The organism is Bradyrhizobium sp. SZCCHNS30572, assembly GCF_032484415.1.
In the GTDB taxonomy this organism is placed as follows: Bacteria; Pseudomonadota; Alphaproteobacteria; order Rhizobiales; family Xanthobacteraceae; genus Bradyrhizobium.
The window spans coordinates 43515-56734 of the sequence record NZ_JAUESY010000001.1; the positions used below are offsets into that span (position 1 = coordinate 43515).

General features: G+C 66.1%; 10 protein-coding genes. 2 read left to right on the forward strand and 8 right to left on the reverse strand.

What is annotated here, in order from left to right:
- Positions 1–70 precede the first annotated feature (70 nt).
- Together QX048_RS00185 and QX048_RS00190 are read right to left on the reverse strand one after the other, a co-directional pair.
- Entirely contained in the window at positions 71–2578 is a 2508-nt protein-coding gene (locus QX048_RS00185) for a glycogen/starch/alpha-glucan phosphorylase (RefSeq protein ID WP_316200367.1), read from the reverse strand.
- 218 nt (positions 2579–2796) lie between these two features.
- Positions 2797–3045: a hypothetical protein gene (locus tag QX048_RS00190; RefSeq protein ID WP_316200366.1), complete on the reverse strand. Its 249-nt coding sequence runs from the start codon at positions 3043–3045 to the stop codon at positions 2797–2799.
- 138 nt (positions 3046–3183) lie between these two features.
- Here QX048_RS00190 and QX048_RS00195 point away from each other — a divergent pair, with 138 nt between their 5' ends.
- On the forward strand, positions 3184–3615 hold the full coding sequence (locus tag QX048_RS00195; RefSeq protein ID WP_316193312.1) for a hypothetical protein: 432 nt from the start codon (positions 3184–3186) through the stop codon (positions 3613–3615).
- Positions 3616–3710: 95 nt separating this feature from the next.
- Here QX048_RS00195 and QX048_RS00200 read toward each other — a convergent pair whose 3' ends face one another.
- Both QX048_RS00200 and pyrE read right to left on the reverse strand, forming a co-directional pair.
- Positions 3711–4535, reverse strand: coding sequence for a DUF2865 domain-containing protein (locus tag QX048_RS00200; RefSeq protein ID WP_316200376.1), 825 nt, complete (start codon positions 4533–4535; stop codon positions 3711–3713).
- A 188-nt stretch (positions 4536–4723) separates the two neighbouring features.
- Entirely contained in the window at positions 4724–5281 is a 558-nt protein-coding gene (gene pyrE, locus QX048_RS00205; protein ID WP_316200365.1) for an orotate phosphoribosyltransferase, read from the reverse strand.
- Positions 5282–5449: 168 nt separating this feature from the next.
- On the opposite strand from pyrE, the gene QX048_RS00210 reads away from it, so the two are divergent.
- A complete protein-coding gene (locus tag QX048_RS00210; RefSeq protein WP_315715332.1) occupies positions 5450–6076 on the forward strand; it encodes a glutathione S-transferase family protein in 627 nt (208 codons plus the stop codon).
- Positions 6077–6205: 129 nt separating this feature from the next.
- Here the strand turns inward: QX048_RS00210 and QX048_RS00215 are convergent, their stop codons facing one another.
- The 4 genes from QX048_RS00215 to QX048_RS00230 all read right to left on the reverse strand — a co-directional run bounded on the left by QX048_RS00215 (position 6206) and on the right by QX048_RS00230 (position 13125).
- The gene (locus tag QX048_RS00215) at positions 6206–6841 is read right to left on the reverse strand and encodes a LysE family translocator (RefSeq protein WP_315752222.1); all 636 of its coding nucleotides are present in this window, start codon (positions 6839–6841) and stop codon (positions 6206–6208) included.
- Positions 6842–6925: 84 nt separating this feature from the next.
- A complete protein-coding gene (locus QX048_RS00220) occupies positions 6926–8125 on the reverse strand; it encodes a glycosyltransferase family 87 protein (protein ID WP_316200364.1) in 1200 nt (399 codons plus the stop codon).
- Between the two features lie 1007 nt (positions 8126–9132).
- On the reverse strand, positions 9133–12201 hold the full coding sequence (gene polA, locus QX048_RS00225) for a DNA polymerase I (protein ID WP_316200363.1): 3069 nt from the start codon (positions 12199–12201) through the stop codon (positions 9133–9135).
- A 72-nt stretch (positions 12202–12273) separates the two neighbouring features.
- Complete coding sequence (locus QX048_RS00230; RefSeq protein WP_316192246.1) at positions 12274–13125, reverse strand: LysR family transcriptional regulator; 852 nt, start codon at positions 13123–13125, stop codon at positions 12274–12276.
- Positions 13126–13220: the final 95 nt, after the last annotated feature.

The following is a 13220-nucleotide window of genomic DNA, read 5'->3' on the forward strand; positions in this document are numbered from 1 at the left end:
AGGTGAAACGCAATGGAAGGCCTCTGCAATGACGTCATGGGTCATTGCTGAAGGTGAGGGGAAGGGCCCGTCACGCCCGCTGCGCTTGCACCGGCGCCATCGCCAGCCCGACCGGCACGTTCCAGATGTCGTCGGCATATTCGCGGATGGTGCGGTCGGAGGAGAACCAGGCCATGCGCGCGACGTTGAGGATCGAGGCGCGGGTCCAGGCCGGCACGGTCTGCCAGCGTGCATCGATGCCGCGCTGGGCCTCGTAGTAGGAATCGAAATCGGCCGAAACCATGTAGTGGTCGAGATGGCGCAGCGCATGGGCGATCGGCTCGAACCGGCCGGGTTCGTCCGGCGAGAACGCGCCGGACGCGATCGCATCGATCGCGCGCGCCAGCCTCGGTGACCGGTGGATCACGTCGGACGCGTCCAGTCCCTGCTTGCGGCGGAGCATGACCTCGTCGGCCTCCATGCCGAAGATCGCGATGTTGTCGGCGCCGACATTGTCGCGGATCTCGATATTGGCGCCGTCCAGCGTGCCGATGGTAAGGGCGCCGTTCAGCGCCAGCTTCATGTTGCCGGTGCCGGACGCCTCCATGCCGGCGGTCGAGATCTGCTCGGACAGGTCGGCTGCGGGAATGATCGTTTCCGCCAGGCTGACATTGTAGTCGGCCATGAACACGACCTTCAGCTTGCCGCCGATCGCGGGATCGTTATTGACGACCTCCGCGACGTCGTTGATCAGCTTGATGATCAGCTTGGCATAGCGGTAGCTCGCCGCCGCCTTGCCGGCGAAGATCTTCACCCGCGGCACCCAGTTAGCTTGCTGGTCGTCCTTGATGTCCAGATACAGCGCGACCGCTTCGAGGATGTTCAGGAGCTGGCGCTTGTATTCGTGAATGCGCTTGATCTGCACGTCGAACAGCGCGCCCGGGTCGAGGCGCACGTTCATGCGCTCGCCGATCAGACGCGCCAGCTGCACCTTGTTGTGGTGCTTCACGGCGCGGAACTTCTGGTGGAAGCCGGCGTCGGCGACGTAGCTCTCGAGACTCGAGAGCAAGGTCGGATCGTCGACGACGGCGTCGCCGCAGGCCTCGCGCAAGAGGTTCGTCAGCTTGGGATTGGCGAGCGTCAGCCAGCGGCGGAAAGTGATGCCGTTGGTCTTGTTGGTGATGCGGCCGGGATAGAGATGGTTGAGATCGTGGAACACGGTCTCCTTCATCAGGTCGGAATGCATCGCCGAGACGCCGTTGATGCGGTGCGAGCCGACGAAGGCGAGCTGGCCCATGCGCACGCGGCGGCCGCTCTTCTCGTCAATCAGTGACACCGAGGCGCGGTAGTCGATGTCACCCGGTGCGCGCTGCTCGGCGAGCGCGAGATGCTGCGCATTGATGCGATAGATGATCTCGAGATGGCGCGGCAGCAGCCGCTCGAACAGCTCGACCGGCCAGGTCTCGAGCGCTTCGGGCAGCAGCGTGTGGTTGGTATAGGACAAGGTCGCGATGGTGATCTTCCACGCCTCGTCCCAGCGGAAATTGTGCAGGTCGACCAGGATCCGCATCAGTTCGGCCACGGCGAGCGAGGGGTGCGTGTCGTTGAGCTGCACCGCGGCCTTCTGCGCCAGGCTGCGCAACTGGCCGTCGGAGCCGAGATGGCGCTTGACGAGATCTTGCAGCGAAGCCGAGACGAAGAAATATTCCTGGCGCAGCCGCAGCTCGCGTCCCGCCGGGCTCTCGTCGTTCGGATACAGGAATTTGCAGATCGCCTCGGCGCGCGCTTCTTCTGCCGAGGCGCCGAGATAGTCGCCGGAGTTGAACACGTCGAGCTTCAGCGGATCGGGCGAGCGCGCCGACCATAGCCTGAGCGCATTCACGTGCTGGCCGCGCCAGCCGACGATCGGCGTGTCATAGGCCACCGCCTGCACGGTCTCGCCTGGATGCCAGATCGCGCGAGCCCGGCCCTTGTCGTCGATGTGCTCGACGCCGCCGCCGAAATGAACGTGATAGACCACCTCGGGGCGCTGGAACTCCCAGGGATTGCCGAACGACAGCCAGACGTCGGGATATTCGTGCTGCCAGCCGTCGACGATGACCTGGCGGAACAGGCCGAAATCATAGCGGATGCCGTAGCCGATCGCAGGGATCTGCAAGGTCGACATGCTCTCCATGAAGCACGCCGCGAGCCGTCCGAGGCCGCCATTGCCGAGCGCGGCATCGGGCTCGCATTTGCGCAGGTCCATCAGGCCGACGCCGAGATCGCCGAGCGCGGTCTCGAACACCTTCATCAGGCCCATGTTGTTGAGCGCGTCGGCGAACAGCCGGCCGATCAGGAATTCGAGGCTGAGATAGTAGACCCGCTTGCGCCCGGCGTCGTAGCTCTCCTTGTCCGCGGTCAGCCAGCGATGCACGATGCGGTCGCGCAAGGTCAGCGCCGCGGCGTGGTACCAGTCCTGCTGCGTCGCCTGGCTCGCCTCCTTGCCGATGGCGAGGCGAAGCTTGGCCAGGATGTCGCTCTTGATCTCCGCGACCGCCAATTCGTCGACGGGCTGGCCGGTGCTTACGAAGCTGCGCTGGGACGGCTGATCTGTCACCTTGGAAACCTGTGATGCTACGAGGAACCGGTAAAAGCATACGATGGTTGCGCGCGGTCCGAAACCCGGGGAAAGGCTGGTCCGCACAGCAAGGTGATGGAAAACGATGCAAAAACGGGGCCGGAGTTCCTGGGGCGGAACACGCTAGGATGGTGCAGGTGCGTCGTGGAGTTGAGGGCTCTCCCCATCGTCATCCCGGCGAAAGCCGGGATCCAGACTCACCTTGTGAGGCGAGCGACGAACATCTGCTCGATCCGACGGCGCCAATCCGGCTCGTATTCCGCGTTCATGCCTTCGGCCCGCAGCACGGCCGCGGCGAACGCCTGCGGAGAGGGCGGTTGGCCGTCCAGCATCAGGTCGTCCGCGGTGGGGCGGCTGCAAAAGCCCCAGTCCACGCATAGGTCGCGCAGCAGCCAGTCGAGACGCTTGCGCAGGGCTGCATCGGTTTCGGTGTTGGAATTCTCCATGAGAGCGGCGCGCCTCCTTTGAGAAGGGATGGACAATCGGCTAGGAACAAATTAAGAACAATTTAGCAAGCGATCGTTTATCCTGACAGCGATTCGATCCGCCAGCCCCCGGCATCAGTGCATCCCGCGAGGACACCCATGTCCAATATCGCCTTCGATCCCTTGGCCCTGACCCGCATTGCCGATTTTGCGCGCAGCCTGACGCGGCTGCACAAGACGGCTCGCCGGCGGGCGGTGGACGACGACCAGATCGACCGCGCCTTCAACGCCGTCTGCATGTCGGTCTGGGGCTACACCACCGACGACATTTCCGACGATCTGTTCTCGGCCACCGACCACACCTTCCTCGATGGCCTCGACGAGGCGCGGGCGCGCATCTTCGCCGCCGAGCAGGGCTACGACCTGGTCGACGACGAGGGCATGCTGACCGATTGGTGGGGCTTCTGCTGGATGATCCTGGCCGAGAAACGCGGCCTGCTGACGCCGGACAACCGCGCCGCCGCGCGGGCGGCGATCGAGGAGAAATATCTGGAAGCGCCGAACGTCATCGGCGTGATCGTCGCGCGCTAGGTCAGCATTCCGTCATTGCGAGCGCAGCGAAGCAATCCAGGGTGGTGTGCGGGACTCTGGATTGCTTCGCTGCGCTCGCAATGACGAGTCCGGGCTCAATCCACATCCGCGCGCTTGGCGCGGCCGGTGGCCGGCTTCGGCGCGATCGTCAGCGGCGGCGCGACGCTGACATTGCTGGCGCTGGCCTCCGGCGGCGGCATCGCGGCGAGCGCATCGGCCGCCAGCATCTCGGCGCGCACCGGTGCGACCTTCATCTCGCTCAGCTTGGCCCGCATGTCCGAGTTCAGCCCGGGATAGGAGGCGACCGGCTTGAAATCGGCCGGCTGGCCGCCGCTGCCGCGCGTGCCCGAATAGGCGACGAGGCCGTCGCTGGTGGCGACGACGTCGCCGGGGCGCAGCGAGGTGTCGAGCGACAGGTCGACCGGCGCCAGCCCGGCCGGATCGCGGCCGTTGCAGGTGCAGTCGGCGCGCAGCGCCTGGCGATAGGCGAATGCGTTCTCGCTGTCGGCATAGCGCTCGCCGTTCGCCGCCGTGGCGTAGTCGATGTTGGAGCCGAAATAGATCCTGGTCGGGCTGGCCGGGCAGAACGCTTGGCACATCTGGGCCGGCGAGGCGAGGCCCCGCGTCAGCGGAAAATAGCGGCCGTCGCAGGTGCGCACGCAGAACGCTGCGCCGGATCCACCGCTCGCGGCGCGCGGCTGGGCGGGGGCCTGCGGGTTGGTGCCGAACGGATCGGTGAAGAAGCCGCCTTGCGGGGCCGACCGCTGGGATTGCGGCTTGTTGAAGCCGCCGAACAGGAAGTCGAACAGGCCCTGGGCCGACGCCATTCGCGGCGCCAGCGCGCCGGCCGCGACGAGGCCGACCGTCGCCGCGACAGCGACGTGGCGGGACCTCCGCCGAAACGACAACACGCTACGCAACGCCCGCTCCATCGCCAGGATCTTCACCGCAAAGCCACGCCGTGACGCGGCAACCCGCGTCGCTCGATCATGTGCGATCGAACGCGCCTTGCCCAAGGCATGGCGCCATCAGCTTTGCGGTAACCTTAACGGGCGTTGGTAAATGAGCGGTATGCGCGGGTCGCGAATTGCGCCGCGCGCCAGGCGCCTCAGAGGAATTCGTGCGCCTTGTAGAGCGCCCGGAACGGCAGGCCGGCCTGGGCGAAGGTCTCGGCGGCGCCTTCCTCGCGGTCGACCATGGTGAACACCAGCGCCACCTCGGCGCCGGCCTCGCGCAGGGTTTCCACCGCCTTCATCGCCGAGCCGCCGGTGGTGGTGACGTCCTCGACCACGACGATGCGTTTTCCCGCCAGGGTCTCGTCGCGGGTCAGGCCCTCGATCGCGAGCTTGGCGCCGTGCTCCTTCGGCTTCTTGCGGACGAAGAAGGCCGCGATCGGATGGCCCTTGATCCAGGAGATCTGGGCGATTGCGCCGGCGAGCGGCACCGCGCCCATCTCCAGGCCGCCGATATAATCGAAGCCCTCGTCCTTCAGCGCCTCATAGGTGAGCTCGGCGAGCAAGGTGGCGCCCTCCGGGTCCATCATGGTCGGCTTCAGGTTGAAATAGAAATCGCTCTTGCGGCCGGAGGCCAGCGTGACCTCGCCACGGCCGAACGAGCGCCTGCGGATGATCTCGAGGAGGCGGGCGCGGGAGGCGGATTTGGACACGGCGTTTCCCCTGAGGGTGGATTCTTGGGTGGCGCAATCTATCGGGGGCGGGCGGCGGAGACCAGCCGCCACGATGTCCCATCAACAACGGTACGTTTGAAGCCGGATGCAGTTTCGAGCTAATGGGAGCCCGCGACCAAGCAAGGACGGTTGGGAAGGATGCCCTGCATGACGATCGAGCTGTACACCTGGAACACCCCAAACGGGCGCAAAATCTCGGTCGCGCTGGAGGAGATGGGGCTGCCCTACCGCGTCGTTCCGGTCGACATCACCAAGGGCGCCCAGATGGCGCCGGAATTCCTGGCGATCAGCCCCAACAACAAGATCCCGGCGATCGTCGATCCCGACGGCCCCGACGGCAAGCCGGTCAGCGTGTTCGAATCCGGCGCCATCCTGCTCTACCTGGCTGAGAAGACCGGCCAGTTCCTGCCGAAATCCCTCGCCGAGCGGATCCCGGTCTATGAATGGCTGATGTGGCAGATGGGCGGTTTCGGCCCGATGCCCGGCCAGGTGCACCATTTCATCGCGCTGACCAACGAACAGGACCGTGCCTACGGGCTCAAGCGCTACATGGCCGAGACGGTCCGGCTCTATGGCGTGCTCGACCGCCGGCTGGCGCAGCACGAGTTCGTCGCAGGCGCTCTCTCGATCGCCGACTTCGCCATCGTCGGCTGGGCCTGGCGCCACCCGCGCCACAAGGTGGATCTCGCCGACTTCCCGAACGTCAAGCGCTGGTACGATACCCTGATGGCCCGCCCCGCCGTGAAGCGCGGCATGGAAGCGAAGCTGGACTGAGAAGCTCATCGGCCGTTCCTTGCCGACGATGACTTCCGAGATCTTTCGGCACGCGCGGTGCCCCCTCTCCCGCTCTCGTCCGCCTTTGCCGAGAGGCTTCGGCGGACAAGGCGGGGGAGCCGATGGAAATCACCCCCGCCGCGCCTCCAGCGCCATGCGCACCGCAAGTCCCGCGAGCACCGTGCCCATCAGATAGCGCTGCACGAGCGCCCAGCTCGGCCGTGTCGCCAGGAACAGGGCAATCGATCCTGCCGCCATGGCGATCATGGCGTTGACGCCGATGCTGATCACGATCTGGATCGCGCCAAGCACCATCGACTGCGTCAGCACGCTGCCAACAGCGGGATCGACGAACTGCGGCAGCAGCGCCAGATACAGCATCGCGATCTTCGGGTTCAGCAGATTGGTGACGAGCCCCATTAGGAACAGCCTGCGCGGGCTGTCGATGGCGAGCGTCCTCACCTGGAAGGGCGAGCGTCCACCCGGCTTCACCGCCTGCCACGCCAGATAGAGCAGGTAGGCAGCGCCGGCGAGGCGCAGCGCGTCATAGGCGAACGGCACGGCAAACAGCAGCGCCGTGATGCCGAACGCCGCCGCCAGCATGTAGACCAGAAAGCCGACGGCAACGCCGCCGAGCGAGACCAGGCCCGCGACGTGACCCTGCGTGATCGCGCGCGAGATCAGATAGATCATGTTCGGCCCTGGTGTCAGCACCATGCCGAGCGAGACGAGGGCGAAGGCGAGCAGGGATGATGTGTGCGGCATCACTGGTTCGATGATCGGGATCTCTGCCGCTGCTTTAGCGCGGACGATCACGCATCGTCATCCGGTCAATTGCACCGAGAGCAATCAGCCCGCCGCCGGCGGCGCGACGTCCAGCGCAGGCAGCGGTCTGCCGGAGCGGTCGAACACACCGGCGATGCTCAACGCCAGCAGGATCAGCAGAATGGCCGCCGCGAGCGGCACGGAGTGCCCGATCATGGCGAGCAGGCAGGCTCCCAGCGCAATCACGAGGCCGATCTCCAGCGGCGCGATCGGCTCGCCGGCGTCGCTCCGCGCCTTCCAGTGGATCGCAATCCCCGCCGCCACCATCGGCATGTCATAGATCATCGCATAGGGCGTGGCGATGATGCTGCCGACCGCGACCAGCGCGATCGCCTGCTGCGTTGAGCCGCGTCGCCAGGCATCCCAGACCATCACGACGACGGAGCAGGACAACAGGAGCTGAACCAGGTAGCCGATCGGCGGCGGCGCGCCGAGCGCGTGCAAGCCAGCGATGACCGTCGGCATCATGTGATCGAGGCTGACCTGGTTGGCCTGCAATTGCGCCTGATAGCTCGGAAATTTCACGATCCATTCGAGCCAGATCCACGGATCGAGCGCAGCGCTGGTGACGACCGCGACGATCACGGTCGTGGCGATGGCCGAGAGGATGGCGCGCCAGTTGCGTGACGCCAGCAGCACGACCGGCATCAGCAGCACGAATTGTGGCTTGTAGGCGAGCAGGCCGAGCAGCGTGCCGGCAACGATCGGGTGGCGCGCGAGCAGGCGCAATCCGCCGATCAGCAAGGCCGCCGACAGGAAACCGTTCTGGCCGGTGATCGCGTTGATGAGCGTGGTCGGCGCCGCGAGCAGCGCCAGAGAGGTTAACGAGCGCCAATCGCGCCCCAGCGTCGCCAAGCCATAAAGCGCGAAGGTGACCGAGATCCAGCAGACATAGGCTACCGGCAGCGCCAGCATGCCCAGCGGTATCAGCACCAGCAGGAAGGTCGGCGGATAGGGATAGGGAAAGCCGCCGCCGCCCAGCGTCGGATCCAGCGTCTGCTGATAGCGCGCGAGCGCAACCGGATCGTAGATGCTGGCGCCGGACAGCGCGGCAAATCTGCCGAACGACCATAGCCCGAAGAAGTCGCCAAACGCCGGCTGCGGCGACGACAGCGCCCAGCCGACGAGATAGGCGCCGTTGTAGAGCGCCATCGCGACCAGCAGGATCAGCACCGCGCGCCGGTCGCGCGTCTTGGGGTGAGCTGCGGATGAGGTCGCGGTCATGGAGCTCTTCGTTCTGCGCCCTCGGCGCAGTCGTGGCATGGGGGATGATCGGAGCTGTCAGCGATCGCTCGCGTGCGGTGCCTCTCCAACCTTGCCAGGGTGCGCTGCACGTCGTGTTACCGTCCGTCCATCCGGCCAGGCGCGATCTCATCGTGCCTAACGAGGGGTAAAATCGCCGCGTTCCGAGTGACCGTGAACAGGGGACGGCGTCATCGCTCCGCATCGGGCAACGCGCTCGTCAAGATTTGTATTGCTATTTTTCCGAAGTCATGCTCTATTCAGCCATCCCGTCCTCATGCAGAGGGGCGTACGCGTCGTCACGATACGTTGAGGCGGGGAGCGGTGGCCGCGGGCCTGCCAGGTGCTGATGCGCTGGACGATTGGCAGCTCGCGGACGTTCAAGCCGTGTGGTCCTGGCGCCCCGAAGCTGGCGCCAAGCCTGCGTGACATCACGTGTCGCGCTGGTGACGGGGGCAAACAAGCCGGTCCCCGGGGAGAGCTCGGAGCAGACGTTAAGCCCATCGCGCAGGGAGGGCCGGGTCTGTCCGGCTGAACCTGTGGTACCTGCCGCCTGCATTCTTTTGAGCAGGCGGGCCACGGGCCTCAGCCGAGGCCCGGCCTTCCCTGCGCCCTCTGCAAAATTCAGAGGGCGAACGACATGCATCCCTCGAGCAAAATCATGCTGCGAGAAGGCTGAGGCATGTCTACGGCTCGCGTTGCAGCCAATGATCATCGTATTGGGGAGCATCAAACGGATGCGTATGAGGGCTGCGTTGCGAGGCACGCTGCCCACCCTCCCCTGGAGGGGGAGGGTCGCCTCTCATGAGCGCAGCGAATGGGAGGCGGGGTGGGGTGATCTCTCCACAGGCGCCAGCGCCCGCGGCTCACCCCACCCCGCTCGCCCGCTTCGCGTGCGATCGACCCTCCCCCTCCAGGGGAGGGTGGCATCTCGCTCGTGGACGGATTTCGGCGCTTGCGATGACGAAGCAGAGATCACCGCGATCAGCTCAATGCGCCTCGTCCCAATTGTCGGCGGCCCGCGCGTCGACATGTAGCGGCACCGACAGCAGCACCGCCGGGAAGGGGGCGTCCTGCATGACGTGCTGCACCACCGGCAAGGTCGCGGCGACCTCGTCGTTCGGTACCTCGAAGATCAGTTCGTCATGCACCTGCAGCAGCATCTGAGCCGACAGCTTCTTTTGCGCCAGGGCCTCCTCGACGCGGATCATGGCGCGCCGAATGATGTCGGCCGCGGTGCCCTGCAGCCGCGCATTGATCGCGGCGCGCTCGTTGAAGGCGCGCACCGAGGCGTTGGAGGCCTTGATCTCGGGGTAATGGCACTTGCGGCCGAACAACGTGGTGACATAGCCGTGCTTGCGGCAGAACTCCTTGGTCGCGTCCATGTAGTCGCGAATGCCGGGGAAGCGCTCGAAATAGCGCTTGATGTAGGCCGAGGCCTCCTCGCGGGCGATGCCGAGCTGGTTGGCGAGGCCGAACGCGGAGATGCCGTAGATGATGCCGAAATTGATCGCCTTGGCGCGGCGGCGCACCTCGCTCGGCATGTCCTTGATCGGCACGCCGAACATCTCGGATGCCGTCATCGCGTGGATGTCGAGCCCGTCCTTGAACGCCTGCTTCAGCACGGGGATGTCGGCGATCTCCGCGAGCAGCCGCAACTCGATCTGCGAGTAGTCGGCCGACACCAGCTTATGGCCCGGCGTCGCGATGAAGGCGCGGCGGATCTTGCGGCCATCTTCGGTCCGCACCGGGATGTTCTGCAGATTCGGCTCGTTCGACGACAGCCGGCCGGTGGTGGTCGCCGCCAGCGCGTAAGTGGTGTGCACGCGATGCGTCTGCGGGTTGACATAGGTCGGCAGCGCATCGGTATAGGTCGATTTCAGCTTCGAGACCTGGCGCCATTCCAGGATCTTGCGCGCGAAATCGTTGCCCTGCTCGGCGAGGTCATCGAGGATGGAGGCAGAGGTCGACCAGGCGCCGGTCTTGGTCTTGGTGCCGCCCGACAGGCCCATCTTGCCGAACAGGATGTCGCCGATCTGCTTCGGGCTGCCGACATTGATCGGCTCGCCGGCCAGCTCCTGCAACTCGGCCTCGACGCGCGCCGCGGTCTGGGCGAAGTCGCCGGACAGGCGCGACAGCACCTGGCGGTCGATCGAGATGCCGCGCCGCTCCATGCGCGCCAGCACCGACACCAGCGGCCGCTCCAGGGTCTCGTAGACCGCGGTCATGCGCTCCGCCGTGAGGCGCGGCTTCAGCACGCGCCAGACCCGATGGATGACATCGGCGGCTTCCGCGGAATGCGCGGTCGCGCGATCGATGGCGACCTGCTCGAAGGTCAGCTTGTTCCGGCCGCTCCCGATCAGCTCACCTTCACTGATCATGGCGTGTCCGAGCACGTGCTCGGACAGCGAGTCGAGCTTCTGCGATCCACGTCCGGCGTCCAGCGCGTAGCTCATCAGCTGCACGTCGTCGGTGTTGGTCAGGGTGATGCCGGCCTGCGCCAGCATCACGGCCGTGAACTTGATGTTGAAGCCGATCTTGAGCAGGCCGGCCGATTCCAGGATGGGCGTCAGGGCAGCGAGCGCCTCGCTGTCCCTGATCTGGCCAGGTGCGAGCCCGGCATCGAACAGGCCGCCGCCATCGCCGGCCTGGCGATGCGCCAGCGGGATGTAGCAGGCGTCGTTCGGCGCCAGCGCCAACGCGATGCCGCACAGGCTGGCCTGCATCGGATCGATCGAGCTGGCTTTGACGTCGATGGTGACCCGACCGAAGTCATGGACGCGGGCGAGCCACGCATTCAGCTCCGATACGGTGCGCACGGTCTGATATTTATCGCGATCGATCCGCGCGCTCTTGGCCGCCTCGGCCCTGGACTCGGCGAGGCTGGCGGGTGTGCCTTTGCTCATCGCCGACTTGTCGGTGCGCGGGTCACCGCCTCTAGAGCTCCCTCCCCCCTTGGCTGGGGAAGGGGGGGCTGCGGCGGCACCGTTCGTGGGGCGCCCCCCTCCCTGACCCTCCCCCACAAGGGGGGAGGAAACAGAGGCAGCAGTGCCCGCACCACTCTTCAACTGTTCATCCGCCGACACGTCGGCCGGATCGATGTGCGAATACTCGGCGACGCGGCGCGTCAGCGTGGTGAACTCCATCGCCTTGAGGAAGGCGATCAGCTTGCGCGGATCGGGCTCGTGCACCGCGAGGTCGTCGAGTGGCACATCGAGCACGACCTTGTCGTCGAGCAGCACCAACTGGCGCGAGATCCGCGCCTTCTCGGCGTTCTCGATCAGCGCCTCGCGCCGCTTCGGCTGCTTGATCTCGCTTGCGCGCGTCAGCAGGCCTTCGAGATCGCCATAGTCGGTGATCAACTGCGCGGCGGTCTTGATGCCGATGCCGGGCACGCCCGGCACGTTGTCGGTGGAATCGCCGGCCAGCGCCTGCACCTCGACCACCTTCTCCGGCGGCACGCCGAACTTCTCGATCACCTCGGCGACCCCGATGCGCCGGTCCTTCATCGTGTCGTACATCGTGACGCAGTCGTTGACGAGCTGCATCAAATCCTTGTCCGAGGACACGATGGTGGTGGTGGCGCCGCGCTCGCAGGCAAGCCGCGCATAAGTCGCGATCAGGTCGTCCGCCTCGAAGCCCGATTGCTCCAGGCACGGCAGGTCGAAGGCGCGGACGGCCTCGCGGATCAGCGCGAATTGCGGGATCAGGTCGTCGGGCGCCGGCGGCCGGTGCGCCTTGTAGTCGGCGTAGATCTTGTTGCGGAACGTGACCTCGGACTTGTCGAACACGATGGCCAGATGCGTCGGTCGGTCGGTCTCGGGCATGTCGCGCAGCAGCTTCCACAGCATGTTGCAGAAGCCGAGCACGGCATTGACCTGCAGCCCGTCGGACTTGCGGTTGAGCGGCGGCAGCGCGTGATAGGCGCGGAAGATGTAGGACGAGCCGTCGACCAGGAACACATGGTCGCCGTTGGCCGCGCCCTTCGCCAAATTCTTGGCGGCGGCAGGCACAGGGGCGGCGGGCGTGGCGGCGGCTTTCTGGGGAGCTTTGGGCATGGCCGCAATGTAGGGATTTTCGCTCGCATTGACAGCCGTGACGACGCCATGCGCACCGGATTTTTCCGCCCCTCAGTCCGGTCGGACGCAGCGGGTCAGGAACTCCATGACGGCGCGAATGAGGGGCGTGCGCCTGAGGTCGCGATGAACGATGAGCCAGATGTCCCTGCTGATGGCCGCGCCGGCTTCGAAGCGGGTGAGGTCGGGATCATGATCGCCGACAAAATGCGGCAGGGCGGCGAGCCCCAGCCCTGCGCGCGCCGCTGCGGCCTGGCTCTCGAGATCGCTGCTCCGAAACACGATCGGGCGCTGCCCGGCGACCGCCTTCAGCCATTGCTGCTGGGGTGCCGAGTCCATGCTGGCATCATAGGCGATGAATCCGAGCGCATGCTGCGGCGTCTCCTTGAGATAGTGCGGCGCGCCGTAGAGGTTGAAGCCGAAGCGGCCGATCTTGCGTGCGATCAGGCCGGGCTCGTCGGGACGGGACAGTCGCAGAGCGATGTCGGCTTCCCGTCGGTTGAGCGAGGCGCTGCGCTTCTCGCCGATCAGCTTGATGATGATGGCGGGATGCCGCCGGTGCAGCTCGACCAGCCGTGGCGCGATCAGCCTGTTGGCGAGCGTCGGCGGCGCGCTGACCGAGACCTCACCGGCCAGACCGGGACGCGATGCGACCACGGCGCGCTCGATCGCGAACGCGGCCTGCTCCATCGGGCCGGCGGCCGCGGCGAGGCGGCGGCCGTCCTCGGTCAGCTCATAGGCCCGCGCTCGGCGGTCGACCAGCTTCAGCCCGGTGGCCCGTTCCAGGGCCGCGACCCGGCGGGCCACCGTGACATGATCGACGCCGAGACCACGTGCGGCGGCCGACAGCGTGCCCTCGCGGGCCAGGGTCACGAAGTGGTGAAGGTCGGTCCAGTCGATCCGCATGTTCGAATATTCACAATAGGGGAGCCAAATTGGGCAATTCCGCAGAATGCCAACGCTGACCACACTGTCCGGATCAAGGCAAGATGTGTGGAGAC

Excerpts from the sequence above, each read along its gene's own strand:
- polA (WP_316200363.1), bottom strand. The coding sequence starts at position 12,201 with ATGCCCAAAGCTCCCCAGAAAGCCGCCGCCACGCCCGCCGCCCCTGTG.
- QX048_RS00230 (WP_316192246.1), bottom strand. The coding sequence starts at position 13,125 with ATGCGGATCGACTGGACCGACCTTCACCACTTCGTGACCCTGGCCCGC.
- QX048_RS00220 (WP_316200364.1), bottom strand. The coding sequence starts at position 8,125 with ATGACCGCGACCTCATCCGCAGCTCACCCCAAGACGCGCGACCGGCGC.
- QX048_RS00210 (WP_315715332.1), top strand. The coding sequence starts at position 5,450 with ATGACGATCGAGCTGTACACCTGGAACACCCCAAACGGGCGCAAAATC.
- QX048_RS00195 (WP_316193312.1), top strand. The coding sequence starts at position 3,184 with ATGTCCAATATCGCCTTCGATCCCTTGGCCCTGACCCGCATTGCCGAT.
- QX048_RS00190 (WP_316200366.1), bottom strand. The coding sequence starts at position 3,045 with ATGGAGAATTCCAACACCGAAACCGATGCAGCCCTGCGCAAGCGTCTC.
- QX048_RS00215 (WP_315752222.1), bottom strand. The coding sequence starts at position 6,841 with ATGCCGCACACATCATCCCTGCTCGCCTTCGCCCTCGTCTCGCTCGGC.